This is a genomic window from Paenibacillus vortex V453 (genome assembly GCF_000193415.1).
Taxonomy (GTDB): domain Bacteria; phylum Bacillota; class Bacilli; order Paenibacillales; family Paenibacillaceae; genus Paenibacillus_AQ; species Paenibacillus_AQ glucanolyticus.
On record NZ_ADHJ01000037.1, the window covers coordinates 599,249 to 620,240 of the forward strand.

General features: G+C 49.0%; 19 protein-coding genes. 6 read left to right on the forward strand and 13 right to left on the reverse strand.

The genetic code is table 11. The features are described 5' to 3' along the window. Positions 1-18 precede the first annotated feature (18 nt). Together PVOR_RS20650 and PVOR_RS20655 are read right to left on the reverse strand one after the other, a co-directional pair. Complete coding sequence (locus PVOR_RS20650) at positions 19-450, reverse strand: hypothetical protein (protein ID WP_006211403.1); 432 nt, start codon at positions 448-450, stop codon at positions 19-21. 57 nt (positions 451-507) lie between these two features. Then, positions 508-1,131, reverse strand: coding sequence for a TraX family protein (locus tag PVOR_RS20655; RefSeq protein WP_006211404.1), 624 nt, complete (start codon positions 1,129-1,131; stop codon positions 508-510). A gap of 217 nt (positions 1,132-1,348) precedes the next feature. Here PVOR_RS20655 and PVOR_RS31090 point away from each other — a divergent pair, with 217 nt between their 5' ends. Continuing rightward, positions 1,349-1,522, forward strand: a complete 174-nt coding sequence (locus tag PVOR_RS31090) for a hypothetical protein (RefSeq protein WP_006211405.1) — start codon at positions 1,349-1,351, stop codon at positions 1,520-1,522. Between the two features lie 71 nt (positions 1,523-1,593). Here PVOR_RS31090 and PVOR_RS20660 read toward each other — a convergent pair whose 3' ends face one another. From PVOR_RS20660 to PVOR_RS20675, 5 genes are all read right to left on the reverse strand, one after another. After that, positions 1,594-3,822 (reverse strand): hypothetical protein, encoded by a 2,229-nt coding sequence (locus PVOR_RS20660; protein WP_327196571.1) that lies wholly within the window; start codon positions 3,820-3,822, stop codon positions 1,594-1,596. After that, positions 3,785-4,819 carry a hypothetical protein gene (locus PVOR_RS32865; protein WP_327196572.1) on the reverse strand — a complete coding sequence of 345 codons (1,035 nt, stop codon included), beginning with the start codon at positions 4,817-4,819 and terminating at the stop codon, positions 3,785-3,787. The genes PVOR_RS20660 and PVOR_RS32865 overlap by 38 nt, the downstream gene beginning before the upstream one ends. Before the next feature lie 76 nt (positions 4,820-4,895). Continuing rightward, entirely contained in the window at positions 4,896-5,906 is a 1,011-nt protein-coding gene (locus PVOR_RS20665; RefSeq protein ID WP_006211406.1) for a LacI family DNA-binding transcriptional regulator, read from the reverse strand. Between the two features lie 147 nt (positions 5,907-6,053). Then, positions 6,054-7,262, reverse strand: a complete 1,209-nt coding sequence (locus tag PVOR_RS20670; RefSeq protein ID WP_006211407.1) for an SLC45 family MFS transporter — start codon at positions 7,260-7,262, stop codon at positions 6,054-6,056. A 4-nt stretch (positions 7,263-7,266) separates the two neighbouring features. After that, entirely contained in the window at positions 7,267-8,004 is a 738-nt protein-coding gene (locus tag PVOR_RS20675; RefSeq protein WP_006211408.1) for a glycerophosphodiester phosphodiesterase, read from the reverse strand. Positions 8,005-8,231: 227 nt separating this feature from the next. On the opposite strand from PVOR_RS20675, the gene PVOR_RS20680 reads away from it, so the two are divergent. The 5 genes from PVOR_RS20680 (at position 8,232) to PVOR_RS20700 (ending at position 12,845) form a co-directional block, all read left to right on the forward strand. Next, complete coding sequence (locus PVOR_RS20680) at positions 8,232-8,696, forward strand: MarR family winged helix-turn-helix transcriptional regulator (RefSeq protein WP_006211409.1); 465 nt, start codon at positions 8,232-8,234, stop codon at positions 8,694-8,696. Next, positions 8,689-9,933 carry an MFS transporter gene (locus PVOR_RS20685; protein WP_006211410.1) on the forward strand — a complete coding sequence of 415 codons (1,245 nt, stop codon included), beginning with the start codon at positions 8,689-8,691 and terminating at the stop codon, positions 9,931-9,933. Before PVOR_RS20680 ends, PVOR_RS20685 begins: the two co-directional genes overlap by 8 nt. A 215-nt stretch (positions 9,934-10,148) precedes the next feature. Continuing rightward, positions 10,149-11,279: an ABC transporter ATP-binding protein gene (locus PVOR_RS20690; RefSeq protein ID WP_006211411.1), complete on the forward strand. Its 1,131-nt coding sequence runs from the start codon at positions 10,149-10,151 to the stop codon at positions 11,277-11,279. Then, the gene (locus PVOR_RS20695; protein WP_006211412.1) at positions 11,276-11,932 is read left to right on the forward strand and encodes an ABC transporter permease; all 657 of its coding nucleotides are present in this window, start codon (positions 11,276-11,278) and stop codon (positions 11,930-11,932) included. Before PVOR_RS20690 ends, PVOR_RS20695 begins: the two co-directional genes overlap by 4 nt. A 22-nt stretch (positions 11,933-11,954) precedes the next feature. Next, complete coding sequence (locus PVOR_RS20700) at positions 11,955-12,845, forward strand: glycine betaine ABC transporter substrate-binding protein (RefSeq protein WP_006211413.1); 891 nt, start codon at positions 11,955-11,957, stop codon at positions 12,843-12,845. 189 nt (positions 12,846-13,034) lie between these two features. On the opposite strand, the gene PVOR_RS20705 is transcribed toward PVOR_RS20700, so the two are convergent. The 6 genes from PVOR_RS20705 to PVOR_RS32100 form a co-directional block, all read right to left on the reverse strand. After that, on the reverse strand, positions 13,035-14,324 hold the full coding sequence (locus tag PVOR_RS20705; RefSeq protein ID WP_006211414.1) for an MFS transporter: 1,290 nt from the start codon (positions 14,322-14,324) through the stop codon (positions 13,035-13,037). 107 nt (positions 14,325-14,431) lie between these two features. After that, complete coding sequence (locus PVOR_RS20710; protein WP_006211415.1) at positions 14,432-16,135, reverse strand: methyl-accepting chemotaxis protein; 1,704 nt, start codon at positions 16,133-16,135, stop codon at positions 14,432-14,434. A gap of 308 nt (positions 16,136-16,443) precedes the next feature. Next, positions 16,444-18,771, reverse strand: coding sequence for an RNA polymerase recycling motor HelD (gene helD / locus PVOR_RS20715; RefSeq protein WP_006211417.1), 2,328 nt, complete (start codon positions 18,769-18,771; stop codon positions 16,444-16,446). A gap of 311 nt (positions 18,772-19,082) precedes the next feature. Then, positions 19,083-20,141: an FUSC family protein gene (locus tag PVOR_RS20720; protein WP_006211418.1), complete on the reverse strand. Its 1,059-nt coding sequence runs from the start codon at positions 20,139-20,141 to the stop codon at positions 19,083-19,085. A gap of 128 nt (positions 20,142-20,269) precedes the next feature. Beyond that, entirely contained in the window at positions 20,270-20,713 is a 444-nt protein-coding gene (locus PVOR_RS20725; RefSeq protein WP_234973030.1) for a phosphatase PAP2 family protein, read from the reverse strand. Beyond that, positions 20,670-20,939, reverse strand: a complete 270-nt coding sequence (locus PVOR_RS32100; protein WP_006211420.1) for a hypothetical protein — start codon at positions 20,937-20,939, stop codon at positions 20,670-20,672. Before PVOR_RS32100 ends, PVOR_RS20725 begins: the two co-directional genes overlap by 44 nt. Positions 20,940-20,992: the final 53 nt, after the last annotated feature.

Sequence of the window (20,992 nt, forward strand, 5' to 3'; positions counted from 1 at the left end):
TGGATTGACCCGGAAAGCCTATTCTGTTCTCGCCTTTTTTTTCGCGACCGCAGAGATTCGATCCGTCAAGCTTTTCTCCTCCGGTCCCTGCAGCGCTTCCTCCACTGTACGGTAAAACATGAGTGCGCCGGTATCTCTGGCCTTGGTCAGGTGATGAAGAAACACGTTACCGGCCTGCTCCAGCTGCAAGTCATCCTTCTCATTTTTAACCCGGCACAGATAAACCTTCATCATCCCTTGCGCATCACGGAATTCCATCACGCCGATGGGAGCAAGTGATCTTTTGTCCTCCTCGGAGAATTGAGGTGTCATATAAACGGTATATTCCGAAGGGGGCGGAGGAATGTATGCTTCCCGTTTTTTATCCGCAATTATTCTGGAATTCATGAACGCAATGTAACCCGCTGCAGCAAACAAAAGGACGCATGCAGCAATTGCTATATTCAACATGTATGTCTCTCCTTGTAAAGGATTCCATTCATTAGGTATGACCTAATCAGGACCTCTCTATATAAATACCCTTAATAATGCAATCGCAAGTAAATGCAGAGGATAAAATGAACGCCATACCCACTGGCTTACCCGGATGGACTCAAGTTTTTTCCATAGATGCGGACCATAAGCTATCATCGCCGTCGGAATCACACTCCACATCTGAAGTTCCCAGTTATTAAGAAACCAGAACATCACGTTTAATAAAATATGAAGAAAAACAAGCCAGCTGGCTTGCGCATAACGGAAAATCAAGATCAGCAGCAAACCGTAAGCCCCGTAATCAAACGGAAATTCACTCATCAAGGCGCAGGCGGCAACGACCAGCATCGTTGATAGCAACAAAGACTCCGAGCGTTCCAGCACATACAGCACCAATGCTCCGGCAACCAGCGTTACGACCACATTCAGTCCCCTGGGATCCAGAGCAAGCTGATACGGGATTTGGGAAATCGCTGCAATGATAGCCAGCCGCATGATATACTTGGGCCTGGAAGAAGTATAATGATGTCCTTGAACCAGAGCGTATACATAAATCGGAAAAGCAATGCGGCCGATAATTCTCCAAATCTCCTGGCCTGGAAAAAACACGAGCCCCACATGATCAATCAGCATCGTCAGCATTGCAATCCACTGCATGCAGCCCCCTCCTAACCCTCTAAGATGATGTTTCATTTATGTATGCAAATCGATATACCTATTATGGGTTGCAGCAAGAGGACTTGCAAGTGAAAGAATACGAAGCAGCCGTATTTCTATGGCTGTGATCAACATCCTCCAGCACAAGGACAAGGATGATTGGAGACCCGGCGAAGTAACGGTATAGCAGCATCATGAAGACGGAGGTGACAGCAATATGGAAAAGAAAAAGAACAATACGGCATTAGGCGTAAGTATAGGAATTGGCGTCGGCATTGCGATTGGCGTCGCCATGAATAACATCGCCATCGGGATAGCGATTGGTGTTGCCATAGGCATTTCGTTTAGCTCCATCTTAACAACCAAACATAAAAAGCCGCCCGAGGAATAAAGGGCAGCTTCAGGAAAACTAACAGACCGCCCGGCTGCTGCCTGGCGGTCTGTTGGTTTGGGGATACTATTTTACCCCATATCAGCTTGAATCGATTGGATATTCCCGTTACGAACCTCATGTGCCCATTTCCCTGAAAGAATCGGCCCATCTACCTCAACCTGATCTCCATCCACTGTCGTCAGGGTCAAACGCTGGATACGAACCCCATCTTGTCCATACGTATTGGCGGTGCGCTTACTACGATACGTAATCTTGACGGAACCGAGGAGAGTAAAAGATACCTCATGGTTCTCATCGAACAACCAAGCCGGGAGCACGGGGTTCAAATGCAGCTGAAGCTGATGGTCTTCGTAACGGAATACCTGCTTCCCTGCCATCATCGTAATCCACATGCTGAGGAATTCGGCCGTCGATCCGCTAAGTCTAGCCACAAAACCGCGTCCATGGACATGGGGATCCGGGTTGACGCTGCTTGCAATAAAGGAGGAGTTCTCCAGTGTACTTCGTCCATACACTGCCGGGTCCAGAAATGGAATAAGAGATAACCTGATCTCCGAGAAGAACTCGTCATACAAGCCGGCTTTTAATAAAGAAAGCAAATATTTATACGTCATATGCAAGAATACCGATTCTCGCTCCAGCCATCCGGCTGTAAAAGCACGAATGCGCCCGATTTCGTCGCTTTCTTCCTCAAGGCTGACGGAAGTTTTGTACATCCCAAGTTCCGGATCATACAGCTCGGAAGCCTTGATTCGCTCATACATCGCTCTAGCCTGTTCCTCACCGGCGAGTTTCATTCCCCGGGCTGGCGCCTCCAGAAAGTGCGGAAGCGCATAGGGTTTGAACCCGAGTACTTTAGCGGCAGGCAGGCCGTATCCGGTTATCACCGGATTCCCCTCCGCATCCCGTATCTCCTCAAATTGCTCCACTTCAAACCGGAAATAGGTCGGCACGATTCCGCCTCCCATCTGCTCCGCACGCTCAATCCCTTCATTAATTTTGCTGAGGAATGCAGCATATATGATCTTCACGTCCTTCACCGGCAACTCGACTTCGCGGCCTGTAATGCCAAACCTTACGGAAGCGCGGTAGGCTTCGCGTAATCCCGCCACCTGATCCCAGTAACGGAAAGAATCCAATGCCCCGGAATGATATTGCTGCACGGCAGCAAATACACCTTCTAAATAGGAAGCAATCTCTTCCGGTACTTGAATGGTATGCCGGCTGAACTGCTCAGCAGCATCCACAATAAAAGCCACCATGCGCTTCAATTCCATCGTCTCGCTCATGCCTGAACCAAACAAGCCCGGCAAGCCGTTCATTGCATCGTTCCAGCCCGGCTTGTTGGCCTCCATCTCGACCCCCATTCCGTACGGATCGAGTGTAGCCATTTTGCTGAGTGATAATGAGATCATTTTGACAAACAGATGGGTACGGTATATGCTGCCCTTCCCGCCGTCAACCCGCAGCCATTCCGCCGCGTTCCGTTTTCTGCCCAGCTTCATCAGCTTCTCCTCATCCTCCAGCAGGGCACCATATTGACGAACCTTGCCACGGCTGATCACAACCTTCTCGTGCCGCGGAAGCACATAAACCGGACTGTCAAAAAACGAATACGTTTTCTCGCCAAACAGCAGTTCCTCACAACGGTCAGGATAAATATTAAGATAGGCATCAACCAAATCCATGTTATATGTCCAGTGATCCGACCAGAATCCCTCACCAAAAGATGCTGCAAAATGTTGCTCGGAGATGGTGAGCAGCTTGGATAAGAAGGGTTCCTCGCCGATGGACAATTCAATGCCCTGATCCGCAATCGCGTTTATGATGTTCCCTGGCGTATAATCGCCGCCACAGACCGCCTTCAGCTTATCGTAATCCCCATCCCCGGACACCGAGGCGCGCAGCAGCTTCTCCAGCTGCTCCTCCATACCTTCAGTCACGCGGAATTTGGTCCCTTCCACGCTTAAGGGGTTATACCCGTCAGCTTGGATCAAACTGAAAAACATCCGGATATTGAATGTGCCCACCTTGGGATTAAAGAACACATCATTCCGTCGATTCTGATTCATATCCCGGAAGTTGCCATTCCCTTGCGAATAATACTCCGGGGCGAGCGAGAAGAAGTTGTAATCTCTCTCCAAATCCCCGTGTTTACGGGAGTACAGATGGACAACGGCGCCTTCCTTCCCGTTATCGAATATAAACGGATACCCGCCTCTCAAGAAATTGTCCAAATAGGATTGACGGCTGTATTCATCAAATATCGGACAACCCCGTATTCGTCGCAACATCATCGGTTAATTCGCGCGTCAATGCGGCTGCCTCCATTCGCTTACTGAGGATATAAGCAGGCGAGGACAAATCATTTGAGCGTTTATTGATTCTGGTAATGTCATTCACATGACCAACCAGAGTGTAGATGGTTATCGACTCCCCGGGCCCAAGCTCAGCCGGCAAGCCGCTAAAGCCGCAGGGTACTTTGTTCACAGCATAGGGTATCGTCTGTGCCAGCGATTCGATGGACGCTGTGGCAAAGCGATCGGGATAGATTAGTGATGTATTCCCACCAAATATCAGCTCGAAGTCTACGAGTGGCTTGATTAACTTCCCGTGCTGATCAAATGACAGATAAAAGTGACCGTTCGTAACCTCGCTCACTTCCGCCTCGTCATGCGTGCTGGAGCGCACTTTATAAAACGGGATGCCTTGATCCAGATTCTCCACTTCCATCCAGCTGCGAAGCAGGTTGCCGATCTCCTTGTAGCCGCTGTTCGCAACACCGTAAGGCAAAATCTCCGGCAAACCGTCCAGCAGCTCAAACGATACGTTCCGAGTTCCAGCATTCGTTATCTTAACCTCACGGACCAGCGCGGCAAAGTCTTCTCCAGGCAGCTGGAAATACGATACCGAGGTGCGAAGTCCGTTTCCGGCATGATCTTCTTCGATCACCAGCTCATTCTGACGAATAAACATCGTTCGCTGCGCCTGCGGGTCGGGTTGAAAGGATTGAAACGGCTCGTAGACGGACGGGGTCCCGGCAAGCTTGATAAACGTCCTAAATCCTGTAGCAGACACATTCTTGTATGCAATATTAGCTGGCGAAAACTCCATAATCGGCGAGTTCTTGTCGCGTATCCCGAAGCTGCATATCCCTTGACCCCGATTCACGTAAAAAGTCCACATCGGAATTCCCTTCAAACCTGCAATGCCCGGCAGAAAGCTGGAAAAGGTCTTGGCTTGATCATATTGCTCGATAACAAAGGTATCCTTCTCAAAACGGTAATTTGCCATGTTCGTATCCCCCTTAAATAAATTTCGAAACCGGTTTCGAAATGGTGTAAAAATAGGCCTGCTCTTTCAGGTTCACCTAAGTGACCGGGCGGCAGGAATCCCGAATAATTAATTCAACAGGCAGCATAACCGACTTCACCGCGGTATCTTGCTCTTCAATCGAAGACGTTAATATCTCGGCGGCAACAGCGCCCAGCTGTTCTGTATGCTGACGTATGGTCGTGAGCGCAGGGGTTATGTAACGGGACATCTCAATATCATCAAACCCGACAATCGACACATCCCCAGGCACATTCAGGCCGCGATCCTGCACGGCGCGAATAGCTCCAAGCGCAAGTAAATCCCCAGCGGCAAAAACAGCTGTCGGAGGATCCGGCAGTGCAAGCAACCCGTTCATCGCGTCATATCCGCTCTCCATGGAGAAGAAGTCGCTGCTTGTTATGTATTCTTTCCTGAATGTCAAACCCAGCTCGCGAAGAGCTTGCTCATAGCCCTGCTGACGCTGCTCGCCTGCAAACGTATTCAATCCGCCGGAGATATGGGCGATGCTGCGATGTCCGAGTGAATGCAGATACCGAAGTGCCTGCAAGCTTCCTTCGATGTTATCGGAGCAGACGGAATGGGCCTTCTCTGGCGAGGAATCCAGAATAACGCAAGGGATGCCGCTGTCCAGCAGCTCCTGGAAATCAGGATCATCGCTGCTCGAGAGAATGACAACTACACCGTCGACCCCGCGGATTTTACAATGCTCCACGTAGCTGCTTCTCCGTCCGCCAACATCCTTGGAAATAAACATCAGATCATACCCTTTGGAGACGGCGATTTTCTTGAAGCTTTCGATAACAGCCCCAAAGTAAGGGTGACGAATCCCCGCTCCTGTTGCTTCTACGAACAGTATACCGATGGTCCATGAACGCTTGGTCGTTAGAGACCTGGCATTCGCGTTCGGAAGATAGCCCATTTCCTTCGCGGTCTCCAGTATCTTGACCCTCGTCTTCTCCCTGACATCCGGATAGTTGTTGAAGACTTTGGACACCGTCGTAGGCGAATAGCCTGTTTTCTTCGCAATATCATAAATAGTAGTCAACCTAAGAATCAGCTCCTGCACCTTCGCCGGCATATTTCGATACGGGTGTATCTGATATAAGATTCTACCTGCGCTAACCGACTCTCGTCAATGTTATTCCGCACTAACAAGCAGGAGCCAAAACTTCGGTCACGACATATTCATCCGCTAGGATAAGCCGGCAGTCGCTCCCTTCGGTGTGGAGGGGCTTGCCGTTTCCGGATAACGAATCATCAGCACACAGATCAAGGCGAGCAGCATGCTGCCCGCGGCACAATAGAACAGAATCCAATACCCCATTCCATCAATGAGCTTGCCCAGAAGAGGAGGTGAGGAGATCGCCGCGAGCGATGACACCAAATAGTACATCCCTGTCCGTGTTCCGATGCTGTCCTCCGATCCTGTTGATACGATGAATGGATAGGAATTGATATTGATGCATGCCCAGAACAACCCACCCACCGTCAGCAATATGCGGAGCAATAACAGCGAATCGACCAGCGGTACCATCGAGAAAACAATCAGCAGACCGCTGACACCGATGAGAATCATCCGCTTTTTGCCGAATTTGCCGCCAAGCCATCCGCTTGGAATAGCAAACAGCACAAAAGCAAGTGAAAAAAACGTTAAGGAGAAGGAAGCCTGCGATTCGGTCAGCCCTACCTCATTCTTGCCATACAATGTGAACAGCGTCTCTACGCCTTGATAGGCTACAAACCAGAAGAAGATCGCCGCCAAGAGCAGCACTGTCGTCCGATCGAGCTGGCTCCTGAAGGAAACTTTGGGCTTGGCGGCAGTCTGGGCCTGATAGCCGGGTGCGTCACGCTTCTCCTTGATAAATGTCATTAGGATAAATAAAGATACAAGCGTTATGCCGGCAGCGGCTATAAACGGCAAGGACTGATGGGCTTTGTAAAGCACCGAGCCCACGCCAAAAGCCAGTATCGATCCGATGCCACCCATAAAATTAATAACGCCGTTGGCTCTTGTCCGCCGCTTCTCTTCTGTAATGTCCGGCATTAAAGAGACGGTCGGTGAACGATACAAGCTCATCGCCAGATTCATAAGAACCATGAACAGAATGAGTGTTGCCATTCCGGTATGAAACGGTATGATCGCCGTAAACAGGGCGCCCAGCGGCATTCCGATAAGCAGATAAGGCATTCTTCTCCCAAACCGGGTATGTGTCCGGTCGCTTCGACTTCCAATCCATGGCTGCAAGAATAGAGCAAAGTAGTTATCAATTGTCATAAAAAAACCGATCAATGCGACACTGGATATGTAATCCTCCAGAAAATAGGGCACAAAAGCATTATATAGCGCCCATGTTATGCTAATGCTGAAAAAACCAAAGCCCAGCAGCCATGTTTTCTTCACAGGGTCACACTCCCTTGGTTTGAAGCAATCCGCTGAGCACATCCGGGTAATCGGTAATAATTCCCGCTACGCCTGCATCGATCAAAGCCTTCATCTGTTCCTCGTCATTCACCGTCCATGGATGATAAACAACGCCGTGCAGCTTCGCTTCCGTTACCCACTCCGGGAGAACCGCTCGATGATATGCATGAATGGCATCGGCCTTTGCCAGCTTGGCATACTCCCACGGTTTGTATAAGCCTTCCCCATACAGCAGGCCCGTGCGGATTTCAGGATCAATTAACTTGCACTCTACCAGCGAATAGTGATTGAAGCTTGAGATTACGATTTGCTCCGACATGCCGTAATGTCTTACTGCCTCGATTACACGCTTCTCCAGCTCCGGATATTGAATCGCCCCGTTCTTCAGCTCAATATTCACGATTGTGCCCGGATTCTTTGTTAATTCCAGCAATTCCTCCAGCAGCGGAATGCGCTCGCCTTGAAATGCAGCTCCAAACCATGAACCCGCATCCAATGAAGAGAGCTCCTCATAAGTGTAATCCTTGACAAGTCCTTCGGCTCCCGTCGTACGTGCTACGCTCTCATCATGGATTAGAACCAGCTTTCCGTCCTTGGTCATCTGAACATCGGTTTCAATCCCGGTAGCTCCCAGTTCAAGCCCCTTTGCAAAAGCTGCCATCGTATTCTCCGGGCATACGGCCGATGCGCCGCGGTGGGCAAAATTAATCAATTGTGACATTCCTTATTCCTCCTGAGTATTGGGATATTGGTTTTGTAATATAAATATAGCTCCCAATTGTTAGAACTATGTTATCGTCAATTTTCATATTCCACATCGGCCTGTGAAACCCTGTCATGTAAACGATTTAAATTTTATGAGGATTTGACGTATTTAATTGTTGAACATATAATTGTTAAGACAACTATTATTTCGATATCCTAAAAATGAAAGGTGTGACTTGTTTCTTGAAAGAACCTACACACAATCCCTCCATCGGCTTTCACCTGGGTTACACCTATCGCCGTGCATCCCAATTGTTTGCCAATGCCCTAAAACCCTTTGACATCACCCCTGAACAATGGCTGGTCCTGTTTCATATTGGCGAACATGAAGGGTTAAACCAAAAGGAAGTTGCCGTAAAAGCGGACAAAGACCAACCTACGACAACCCGCATACTGGATCTGCTCGAGAAAAAAGGCTACACGCGCAAATCCGTATCGGTTAACGACCGCCGAGCTTTCCAGCTCTATTTGACGGACACCGGTAAAGAATTGATCGAGGCTACCACCGCAATCGAAAGCGAATGCGGACGCCAAATAATAGAAGGAATTGACGGTCGTCAATTGGAGATGTTCCGGGACACTCTCTCACGCATCAACAACAACATGAATCATATACACAACAACAGGAGAGATGTTTCACATGAATGAAATGAAAGCCAAACAACCATTATGGACAAAAGAATTTATCACCTTGATGGTCAGCAACCTCTTTCTGTTTCTGACCTTGCAGATGATGCTGACCACGCTGCCCGCTTATGCCAAGGAAACTTTTATGGCAAGCCCCCTGCAGGTCAGCCTCATTACCAGCCTCTTCGCCTTCAGTGCAATTGCTTCCCGCTTTGTCTCAAGCAGAGCACTTGAAAAAGGAAAGCTCCGGCTGCTTCTCTATGTCGGACTCCTGATATCTCTGGCAGCCACGCTCGGATACTATTGGGCATCCGGCATCGTATTTCTGCTGCTGATGCGCATCTTGTTCGGCATCGGATTCGGTATGACAAGCACCTCGTTTCCGACGATGGCATCCGATGTCATTCCCATCAAACGATTGGGTGAAGGTATGGGATACTTCGGATTATCCACCACCCTTGCCATGTCGATCGGACCTATGATCGGTTTAACATTGCTCCAAGGCGGCGGCTTCACCCCCTTAGTGATCATCACCGTTATCATCAATGTCCTCATCTTCCCGCTCGCTTACATTCTTACGTCCAGGGCGCCTGCACGACGAATACCTGAGCGCCCCGTAACCGAGCCAGTCCACCTGGAAGATAAACCACGGAGTTCCTTTAACAGCAAGCTGATCCTCCCCAGCGTCCTTAACTTTTTAATGTCCATTACTTACGGAGGTCTGCTGAGTTTCATGGCGCTGTACGGAGCCGAGGCTCACCTTCGGAATCCCCAGTATTTCTTCTTATTTAATGCGATCGCCATTATTCTGGTCAGACCCTTCTCCGGCAGAATTTATGATCGTTATGGACATAAAGCGCTCGTTGTGCCCGCAGCGGCGCTGATGGTTTCGGGTCTGCTGCTCCTGACCTTCGCATCCTCAACCGGAACCATGCTGTTATCGGCATTATGTTACGGTCTTGGCTTTGGTGCCATTCAGCCGTCCATCCAGACCTGGATGATTCAGGAGGTTCATCCCCTGCAGCGTGGCATGGCAAACGGCATGTTCTTTAACTCCCTCGATTTCGGTGTTGCCATAGGCTCCATCGTGCTCGGTTCCATCGCCAAATCCACATCGTATGCCATCATGTACCGTTATTCAGCCCTCGCGCTTGCACTGTTAATTCTGATCTATATCCTAGCGCACATCATCGGCAAATCTCGCTCCAAAGCCCGAACAAGACTTGAGGAGACCAAGTCTGCGGCAGCAGGATCATAACAGGCAGAGCTGCCCTCATGTAAACATCCATTCACAGATCATTCACGCATAAAGCTTCCACCTCCCGGACACAATGACGATAATTGGATTTCATATTTACGCCAAAATGAAAATCATGTGCAAACCGTCTTCAGCCTTACGCTGAAGACTTTTGCGCTTTATTTGAATTTTTCGTTACAGCCATATGAAACACCCATGTTCAAGGGAGGATGTTTATGATTACATTCGATAACGTCAGCAAAACCTATTCCGACGGCTTTCATGCTGTTAAAGAACTGAATTTCGAGATTCAGTCGGGGGAATTTCTCGTTCTGATCGGACCAAGCGGCTGCGGAAAAACAACCACCATGAAAATGATCAATCGTCTGATTCCCCATACTGGCGGAACGATTACGATTCATGGCAAGGATATCCGTTCCACCAATCCCGTTGAGCTCCGCCGCAGCATCGGTTATGTTATCCAGCAGACGGGGCTGTTCCCGCACTATACATTGGAACAGAATATCGGACTGGTCCCGGATTTGAAGGGATGGGACAAGGCTAAGAAAAAGCAGCGGGTCTATGAGCTGCTTGAATTGGTCGGACTCGATCCCGACACCTATGCTTCAAGATACCCAAAAGAGCTCTCAGGTGGGCAGCAGCAGCGCGTCGGCGTTGCACGGGCCCTGGCTGCAGATCCCGAAATCATACTGATGGACGAGCCATTTGGTGCACTCGATCCGATCACGCGCGAACAGCTGCAGGATGAGGTGCTTCGGCTGCAGCAGGATATGAAGAAAACGATTGTATTTGTTACCCATGATATGGATGAAGCCCTTAAGATGGGAGATCGGATCGGCGTGATGAAATCCGGAACGATGGTTCAGCTGGATTCACCTGAGACGCTGCTCCGGGAGCCGGGACATGGATTCGTTGAAGAATTCATCGGCAAGAATCGGGTTTATCAAAATCCTACTTTCATACCGGTTACGGAAGTGATGCGCAGAAACCCGGCGACAGTTAGCCTGAACCGATCTCCGCTGCGAGCCATCACATTTATGCGCCAGCGGAAGACGGATACCTTGCTTGTGCTAACGGAAGATGGCGTTCTCGCGGGTCTGGTATCGGCCTATGATCTGCAATCCAACATCGATACCGCGGCGACTGTGCAGCAAATTATGAAACCCGTGAAGCTGACGCTGCCTGATACGGCAACGGCCAAAGATGCCTTAATCGCTGTAAATGATGCCCCATTCGGCATCATTCCCGTTATCGACCAGCGGGAGCGGCTCATTGGCGTTGTCACACGCGGGACTCTAATCTCCACCTTTGCAAGCCACTGGGCCGGAGGGGGTGATGAAGCATGAATTCCTCATCCATCTGGGAGCAAATCGGCCGTCAGTTCTCTTTGCGGTGGGGCGAGCTTCTGGTATCCGTTGGAGAACATATTCAGCTCGTTCTCATCTCGATGGTCATCGCCATCATCATTGGAGTTCCTGCCGGAATCCTGGTATCCAGGTATAGCTTCCTGCGAACCTGGATCATAGGCGGAGCCAGCATTCTTCAGACTATTCCAAGCTTGGCTCTGCTCGGCTTTATGATCCCGCTCCTCGGGATCGGCATGAAAACTGCGATAGCCGCACTGTTCCTCTATTCACTGCTGCCGATTATCCGCAATACCTTCACCGGTATCAAGGATGTGGACCCCTCAGTTATCGAAGCGGCACGCGGCATGGGAATGACGGGAACCCAAATCCTGTTACGGGTTCAGCTGCCTCTCGCCATGTCGGTCATCCTTGCAGGAATCCGGACGGCAACGGTTATTAATGTCGGTACCGCGACACTGGCGGCTTTTATCGGGGCTGGCGGCCTGGGGGATTTTATCTTTCTCGGGATCACCCGCAATATCGATGCACTGATTCTCCTGGGTGCGCTGCCGGCAGCCATTATGGCCCTGCTGCTGGATTATTTGCTCGGACTCCTCGAGAAGTGGACAACACCGCGTGGATTGAAAATATAACGTGCAGCGAAAGGGAAACCGCATGAAAAACACAAAAAAATCTGCCGCTTCTAGAATCCTTACTTTACTGCTACTTGTTTCGTTGACCGTCAGCCTTAACGGCTGTACCAATCCGCAATCCCCCGGCGTAAGTTCCAGCGGTCCTGCCGATCTGGTCATCGGCTCCAAAAACTTCACAGAAAACATTATCCTGGCTCATATGATGGCAGACCTGATCGAAGACCGTACGGGGCTGAGCGTCAAGCGAACGCTAAATCTCGGGGGATCCAGCGTAACCTGGAAGGCACTGCAGAACAATGACATACAGCTCTATCCCGACTATACCGGTACCATTGTGGCTAACTATTATCTGGAGGAAACCGGCAGTGCGGAAGAGACTCTTAAGCGCACAAGAGAGCTCGTTGCACAAGACGGCTTGGAATTCCTGGAGCCCATCGGATTCAACAACTCCTATGCTCTTGCGGTTACTCAGGATACCGCCGCGAAATACGGCCTCAGGACCTACAGTGATCTTGCCAAGGTTTCTGAGAATATGGAGCTTGGCGCCGAGTTTGAATTCACGGACCGGCCAGATACGTATCCAGGTCTGAAGGAGCTGTACCATATGAACTTCAAGCGTGTCAAAGGAATGGATCAGGGGATCAAATATCGCTTGATTGCCCAAAATGACCTTGACGTTGCCAGTGCCTATACAACAGACGGACAGGTCAAGGTGAACAATCTCTTTGTTCTGGAGGATGACAAGGGCTTCTTCCCTCCGTACGATGCGGGTGCCATTGTGCGGAGCGATCTGCTGAAAAAGTATCCGGAAGTGCGCGAAGCGCTGAATGCGCTTGGCGGACAGATCAACGAAGAGAACATGCAGGAGTTGAATGCGCTGGTGGGATGTAAGGATACCGCGAGGATCTGGTAGACGACGGGAAGTACCTCGTCAAAACGGGACTGCTCAATAAGTAGATCTCGATAAGTAGAATCGCCCTAGGGGAGGAAACACCATCCGGGCATCGTATGATCAAAGAAATTGACCCGTATACGGAGTAGAATGCAGCGATTCAATTTGGAGTGAACGGCTTTCGCCCATACAAAAAAAGGGTCTTGTCCATTATTTATGGACAAGACCCTTTTTCTTGAATTCCTGCGGCTTCTTGAAATCCGCTCGGTATGCATTTCCTCCCGACGAGTCGTCTTCTTCTTTGGCCTCCGGCTTCACGGCGAATAATGTGAGGAGCCCGCCCACTGCTGCAACAGCGGCCAAGGTGCCAAACATCACCCAATGATTCGCGCCAAGCAGTAGTGAGACAACAGGCGGTCCAAGAGATACGCCGATAAAACGCATGCTGCTGTACAATGAAGTGATGGTGCCGCGCTGTTCCTTCTCAACGCCTTCAGTAAGCAGCGTATCCATGCATGGCAGGACCATGCCGATCCCGATGCCGCCCAGCGTCATCATACCAACCACAAAATAAATCTGTGAACTGAAGCCGGTCACAATCAAGGAAGCGGTTAAGAGGGTCATACCTGCAAAACCTGTCCATTTTTTGGCCGCCTTGTTCTTGCCCGTGAATTTACCTGCCAGATACGAAGCGAGACACAGCAATGCAAGCGGAATCGCAAGCACAAGGCCTTTTACCACGCCGTGCAGTTTGTAAGTGCTCTCCAGTGTCTCTGATAAATAAAAAAGCACACCGAACACGCCGAACATAGCGATACCGCCGATGGCAAAAATCGCGTACAGCCATCGGCCCTTCTCGTGCAAAACCTGCTTTGTCTTTTTCAAAAATTCACGGAGGGACTGTTTATTATTGTTGCTGTTCGTTTTTGGTGTCTTCACAAGAAATATGACTAGAACGAGTGAAATCAGACACAGAATCGGAATCGCTGTAAAGGGCAGGAACCAAATAAAACTCCCTAACAAAGCACCCAATATCGGACTGATTACCTTACCGAATGTATTGGAGGTTTCTATAATACCTAAACTCTTGCTGACCTCTTCTTCACCCTTAAACATATCTCCCACAAGCGGAATAACGATGGGAAATGCACCGGCGGCCCCTATACCCTGCAGAAATCTCCCCGCCAAAATAACATAATACGCCGTCGTCCCACTCAGCATCCATGCGGCCACGGCGGATACCGCTCCGCCTAATGCGGCAATGATTAAGCTTGGGATGATGATCTTCTTTCGTCCATACCGATCCGATAAATAGCCGGCAATCGGAATTAACAAGATAGCCACAACAGCATAAACCGTAATGAGCATACTGACCTTAAAGGAGCTGATTCCCAGGACTTTGGAAATCTGCGGCAAAATGGGAATGAGCATGGAATTGCCCAGCGTCATGATGAGTGGTATGGATGCCAAGGCAACCAGATCCCATTTCTTGTTTTCCATGAGAAGACCACCTTTGCGTTATCTGTCATCCATATTGTAGGTTCTTTCGCCTAGAATATGCATGACTGCAAGGTGGTCAATTTTTCCCTTATGCAATTTTTCCTTATTTATACTTTAAAACCGGACATCAACTGTCGCAGCTTGCCGGACATTACGTTCAGATCTTCTACGGAATTGGTAATTTCCTCCATGGAAGCCAACTGTTCTTCCGTTGCAGCGCTGACACTTTGTGTTCCACCGGCTGTGGTTTCTGTAACTTCCTGAATTCTGCGAATGGCATGAACGAGATCATCAGCCCCGGAGTTCATCTGTTCGGTTGCAACGGTTACGCCTTGAATCTGTTCATTCAATTCCACAACGGACTGCTCGATGTCCTTAAAGGCTCTCTCGGCTCCCTGTGCCACGGACATGCCTTCTGTAACCTCGCGTGTACCCTGTTCCATGACCCCGGCCAAATCATAAATATCCTGTTGAAGCTCGTGCACAAACTGCCTGATTTCAACAGAGGAATTGGAAGCCTGGTCTGCCAATTTCCGCACCTCAGCAGCAACGACTGCAAAACCTCTTCCGTGCTCACCCGCGCGAGCAGCCTCAATCGAAGCATTCAAAGCCAGAAGGGAAGTCTGCTCCGCAATTTCAATAATAATTTGTCCCATCGCCCCGATGTTTGAGGCTTTTTCACCAAGAGCTCTTACCGACTGTGCGGATTGATCTACACTGGTGCGGATGCCTTCCATTTGGTTCAACGTATGTATAATCGCCTGTTCGCCTTCGGATGCTAACTTGTTCGCAGTGGCTGCCAATCCGGACACGTCTTTTGCGGCGAGCGTGATATGCTTCATTCCTTCCGCCATATCCGTTACCGTTGCTGTCGTTTCCTCCGTATCCTGAAGCTGGTTCTCAACCCCGGCTGCCAATTCTTCCATGATGCCCGAGGTTTGCTGAGATGCCTGACGAATTTCCTCCGTGGTCGAGTGCAGTGTCGACGCTGCGGTACCGACTTGTCCAGCGGTATCCTGCACCTGTACAACCAATGCCCGGAACCCCTCGACCAGCTTGTTATACGCATCGGCAACCGCCCTGATCTCGTCTTTCGTGGTTATGTTCAGGCGGGTAACAAGATCACCGCCGCCATCGGCGATTCTTAATAGCTGATCGCTCATCTGGTTCAATGGACGAATGGAACGGGTAAGAAGATATCCCTGGATCGCAAAATAAACGACGGCTGCCATACCAATCAGCATAATCATCATATTCTGAAGTTCGCTGTTGCTGGCAATCTCATCGGCCTGCTTGGCCAAAGCTTCATTTTTATTGATCGTGAACTCCGCTATAAGCGTACTGAAAGATTTGCGAATCTCACGTTCCTGGTTAAACGCGGCTTCGTATACCCGAAACGGTACCGCCTTGTAAAACCCCGTATCGTACCCCAATTTGTTTAAGACCTGTGTCACAGCTTCCGTGTAAATTACATATCCGGTTTCAATCTGGTTGAAGACCTTTACATCTTCCTCAGTCGTCATTAGGACTTTGGTTTCTTTCATAACTTTACTAACGGATTCCTGTCTCGATTTTAACGAATCTACAAAGGTCGAATCCCCGGTCAACAAGTAGCCGCGCTCGTCATTTGAAATCCCTGTCAATAAAGTTTCAAGTTGGGTCAGGTTGTAAATGACCTTTTGATCCTCTTCAATAATCTTGCTGAACCTCTTCTCCGTCATGTTCGAAGTGATAAATGCAATGATTACGATAACCGCCGTAACCGTCGCAAGAATCGTAGACGATAGAATTAATTTTGTTTTTATCTTCATCCGCAAGCACCCGACCTTTGATAAGTAATATACCCCCATTCTATTTTCGTCAAAATTGTGTCTAAAATGAATAGTTATGGAGGCCGTGAAACCGCTTAATCCAAAAATATTTCAAAAAATTTATTAATCAACGGTCAAATAATGCTTTAAATTGGATAACACCCTCCATAAGACATAAGAAATTACCCTGATTCATCCACAAAATAATTTCCGATTTTTTCCTTGCATGAAACAGAACAAGTTTTTTCATGAATCACTCCTCAAAAAAAAGATCTGCCTGAACCCAGAGCTCAGACAGATCTTCCTATTCAAGTTTCCGGGATAAAATGGCTTTTTTCCCCGATATGATAAACATGCAGTTTATGCATCGCACGTGTGCAGGCGGTATAGAACAGCTTCCGGTCGCTTTCCCGGTGATACACGGCCTCGGAACCGTTGTAAATGATAACCGCATCGAATTCGACACCCTTTGCCAAATAGGCGGGAACAACAAGGGTTCCTTTCTCGAATGCCGGGGTCGTCTTGGTGATCAATCTCGTATGAATATCAGCTGACAGCTGCTTGTGCACACGCCGGCTCTCTTCTTCCGTTCGACAGATGACCGCAACGTACTGGAATCCCTGCTCATGAAGCTCACGTATATCGGAAATAATCGTTCCGTTCAGCGCTTCTTCATCCTGAACCTGAATCACCCGCGGCGCTTCACCCGGACGGTTAAAGGGAACGATCCGCTCTCCTCCTGGAATCATTTGCCGAGTGAAATCAACGATTTCATGCGTGGAGCGGTAACTTTGCGTCAGGGTGATAACTTCCGTATCCTCTTTACCGTACAAACTGACCAAGTTCTCCAAGCTTCCCAGAGCTTCCCCATGCGCATAAATCGCTTGATTAAGATCACCGAGTACCGTCATTTTGGCCCGAGGGAACAATCGCTTCAGGAATTCCAGCTGGAAACCCGAATAGTCCTGAACCTCATCGACAATCACATGACGAATGGCGGTGTTCGTACGGAAACCCTGGAGCAGCTCCTTCAGGTACAGGAACGGGGTAGCATCTTCGTACATCAACGATTTATCGTCCAGGGAGGCTGTGGTGAGCTTACAGATATCCTCCCAATGTGCCGGAAGATTCTCAGGATCGCCCGCAGCCCGGCGGAACAAGGATTCGTCTGTGAACAGTTTACGGTACATCCCCTTGACATCCACGTAGCGGAATCGCTTGATCCAGCGTCTGACCGGTTTGAGACGTTGGCTGATCACCATTTTTGCAAGGACGTCCTTTTCCTTATCAAAATCGTCAAACGTCTCTTCCTTCCGTTTCTGCTTCCGCTTCATCGTTTGGAAGGCGCGCTGGTAATCATCCGAATCCAGCAGCTCGATTTGCTCCTCGACCCATGGAGCGTCTTTTTCACTTTGGGCAAACTCCGACAGACGTTTCAGCATCCATTCCTTCATAAGATCAATCCGGCCGGCGAGTTTAACCGCTGAATCATAACCATAGAACTGGGCGGTCATTTCATCCGAGCTGACGATGACCTTGCCTTGGAAAACAACCGGTTTAAAGAGCATGCCATTCTTCTCTAGCAGCTCTTTATATCGTCGGATGGTATCCAGATAAGCGCCGGAGGATTTATAGGATATGCTCTCCAGATGCGCGCGGTAGCGGAGCGAATCATCTGCATTCAGCAAAGTTTCCGTCTGTGTGAATACATCTTCGAGATCAAATTCCTTGCCCAAACGGTGCTCCAAATAGGACTGGAAGGTCGTTTGCTGCATGTTGTCCTCGCCAAGCTCGGGAAGCACGGTGGACACATAACTGTTAAACAGCGGGTTCGGGGAGAACAGAATCATCTGATCGGCCCGGAGTGTCTCCCGGTATTTGTACAGTAGATAAGCCACCCGCTGCAGTGCGGCTGAGGTTTTTCCGCTGCCAGCAGCTCCCTGAACGATCAGCATGCGTGTTTTGTCGTTTCGTATGACCGCATTCTGCTCCTTCTGAATGGTAGCTACAATGCTCTTCATCCGGTCATCCGCGCTGTGGCTGAGTACCTGCTGGAGCAGTTCATCACCAATCGTCACGCCAGTATCAAACAATACCTTGATCTGGCCGCTATGGATTACAAACTGGCGCTTCAGCAGCATTTCACCTTTCACCAGGCCGGAGGGCGTCTCATACTGGGCCGGACCCGGGGCTCCGTCATAATACAGGCTGGATATCGGTGCACGCCAGTCATACACGAGGAACGTCTCCATATTTTCATCCAGAAAAGAGCCGGTTCCCAGATAAATAGTCTCCGTCTCCGAGGTTCCTTCCTCTTTAAAATCAATGCGACCAAAGTAAGGAGATTCCACGAGTTTTCTGTACTTTTTAAGCAGCTTGCTTGACTGCAGATGAGCATGCTCACGTTCTGCCAGTACCTGTGACTGCTGTCTCAGATTGGTCGATGTTTCACCTAAATCATCCGGGTTGCTGAAGTTAACCGTAACTTCGTCCCAGAAGTCCTTCCGCATATCGATAACGACATCACGGATATCTCCGACACTCGCTTCCAACTGAGATATTTTATTGCTGATTTTCGTTGATACTTCCGTTACCCGTGTCTGTTCTTCTTGCCAATCCTGTTCGCTGATAGCCATTGTTCATCCCCCTAATTTACTGGTTGACAGCGCAAAATGTCTGTGATATAATACAGTTGTGGTATTCTAACCACATTAGTTGTTTTTAATGACAAACCATTGCTAATTATAACAGCATGCTACAGTTAATACAACATTTGAATTTAGTAACCGGCCGGAATGGCCGGTTTTTTTTGCATTCATATCGTATGGTTCATCTACCATACCATGTCCGATTGGGCTTGCCAAGAAAGCTCCTGCCATCCGCATGTTGGTCATAACGGCTGATCAAAAGCGAGTCTTGATCGGCCCCTTCATATCGTTTGATATGCTTATTTTCTCAACCAGGAGAACAAGGCTTCTTCCTGTTCCTTGTCCTCCACGACACGGCTGATTTGATCCGCCACCCGATTCAACCGGTCAAGTTGATAACCGTAATCATACATGGAGGCAGCCACAACCGACAGCCGAAGCCCACCAGGATCTGCGCCCGGTCCGCACATCACTTGCTCCATAAACGCTTCATTGTTCTCGGCCATGGTCTCCGCCTCGTCCTCATTCGGCTTCAGCTTTCCTTCGAACTTCCATAGAATATGCTCATGGTACTTCATCAGCCGCTCCAGATTGCTATCAAATTGCTCGTCGATCAGTTCCGACCGTTCCGCCTGGAAGTAATGATTCTCCACGGCGTCCAGCACTTCATATCCTTTACGAAGGGATTGGAGCAGCTGCTTATACACAACAAGCTGTCTAGCTTGACTATACTTGGCCCGCTTCAGCTTTTTCTGCTCCTCCTCAAACAAATTGTATTTGTCCGACAACGATTTGATTGCTGTTTCAAGTTCCTTCTTCTCCGCACGGTAGACCGAATCCTTCATCTCGTGGGAAATGGCCGTCCGCAGCAGCAGCGACATTTTGCCGAAGACAATATGAATCCGTTTAATGTACTGCTCCTTCGGCTTTGGAGGAAATACGAGAATATTAATAAGGAAAGCAGATACGATGCCGATGATCGTGAGAATAAACCGGTTGAGTGCAAAGTCCCATTGACCGGAAGCTTCCATTACGGATATAACCGTAACCAGGGTGAGACCGATCGTCTCTCCCATTTTTAATTTCATGCAGATCATGATCACTAAAATACATACCAGACCGACCGAAATCGGTTGATTGGATAAAAAATATCCTCCGAGCATCGCCAGTATCGCCCCAAGCGTACTCGTCTGCAGCTGGTCCAGGAAATATCTCCACGACCGATAGATAGACGGCTGCATCGCAAAAATCGCGGCTATGGCTGCTACAACAGGGGATTGAAAATCAAACAGCATAGCCAAATAAAGAGCCAGCGTTACGGCTAGGCCGGTTTTGAACATTCTTGCTCCAAATGCCATAGACAGCCCTCCTTACATAACCCAAATTCAAATCTATGCTTACACACCATGATACATACTCCTCCGCTTAAACCGCTATTCCATGAATTACCCTTACTTTTCCAAAGTGATGCAGGCCGACATGACGTTCACGCATCCGGGAAGGCCCGCTTCCCCATTCTTCTCTCATAATATCGGACCATAAAACTAACCCATGCGCAGGAAGCCAAATAGCCCCCGAGGATGTCGCTTGGATAGTGAACACCCAGATATATCCGGCTAAGCCCAATGCTTACAATCATGATGATTGCAAAAGCGATTAATACTCCTCTTCCTGTCCTGCTGTCTATATGTCTCCACAACAAATATGCCAGCACGCTATAGAAGGAAAAAGCACCCATCGAATGCCCGCTGGGAAAGCTGTATCCCGTAATTTCAACCAGGCGGTGGATATCCGGCCTCACCCGTTGAAAAATTAATTTTAATAATAGATTAAGAATAGATGAACCGAATACGACTACAATAAGTAGAAGAATCTCCGTGCGACGCCTACAATACCCGAATATAGCACGGCGACTTACGATAAGACACAATACTAGTAACCGGACCGATTGAGCCTATAAATGAGAGGCCTATTGCGATATCCGTAATGAATGGATGCTCCAGGTTCTGTATTGAGGTTATGATGGCCAGATCGAGTGGAGCCAAGAGCTGAAACTTAACCAATGCGGCCATTATGATAAATCCTACGAAGCTGATGAGTGATATAAAGAAAATCCGGCGTTGTCTTCCTGAAGCCCAATTCATCTGTCCGCTCAAACTCTCTTTTCTCCTTTGCGTTGTTTCAAATCTATATGACTTGGGTGAAAACA

Excerpts from the sequence above, each read along its gene's own strand:
- PVOR_RS20650 (WP_006211403.1), bottom strand. The coding sequence starts at position 450 with ATGTTGAATATAGCAATTGCTGCATGCGTCCTTTTGTTTGCTGCAGCG.
- PVOR_RS20655 (WP_006211404.1), bottom strand. The coding sequence starts at position 1,131 with ATGCAGTGGATTGCAATGCTGACGATGCTGATTGATCATGTGGGGCTC.
- PVOR_RS31090 (WP_006211405.1), top strand. The coding sequence starts at position 1,349 with ATGGAAAAGAAAAAGAACAATACGGCATTAGGCGTAAGTATAGGAATT.
- PVOR_RS20660 (WP_327196571.1), bottom strand. The coding sequence starts at position 3,822 with ATGATGTTGCGACGAATACGGGGTTGTCCGATATTTGATGAATACAGC.
- PVOR_RS32865 (WP_327196572.1), bottom strand. The coding sequence starts at position 4,819 with ATGGCAAATTACCGTTTTGAGAAGGATACCTTTGTTATCGAGCAATAT.
- PVOR_RS20675 (WP_006211408.1), bottom strand. The coding sequence starts at position 8,004 with ATGTCACAATTGATTAATTTTGCCCACCGCGGCGCATCGGCCGTATGC.
- PVOR_RS20685 (WP_006211410.1), top strand. The coding sequence starts at position 8,689 with ATGAATGAAATGAAAGCCAAACAACCATTATGGACAAAAGAATTTATC.
- PVOR_RS20690 (WP_006211411.1), top strand. The coding sequence starts at position 10,149 with ATGATTACATTCGATAACGTCAGCAAAACCTATTCCGACGGCTTTCAT.
- PVOR_RS20695 (WP_006211412.1), top strand. The coding sequence starts at position 11,276 with ATGAATTCCTCATCCATCTGGGAGCAAATCGGCCGTCAGTTCTCTTTG.
- PVOR_RS20700 (WP_006211413.1), top strand. The coding sequence starts at position 11,955 with ATGAAAAACACAAAAAAATCTGCCGCTTCTAGAATCCTTACTTTACTG.
- PVOR_RS20705 (WP_006211414.1), bottom strand. The coding sequence starts at position 14,324 with ATGGAAAACAAGAAATGGGATCTGGTTGCCTTGGCATCCATACCACTC.
- PVOR_RS20710 (WP_006211415.1), bottom strand. The coding sequence starts at position 16,135 with ATGAAGATAAAAACAAAATTAATTCTATCGTCTACGATTCTTGCGACG.
- helD (WP_006211417.1), bottom strand. The coding sequence starts at position 18,771 with ATGGCTATCAGCGAACAGGATTGGCAAGAAGAACAGACACGGGTAACG.
- PVOR_RS20720 (WP_006211418.1), bottom strand. The coding sequence starts at position 20,141 with ATGGCATTTGGAGCAAGAATGTTCAAAACCGGCCTAGCCGTAACGCTG.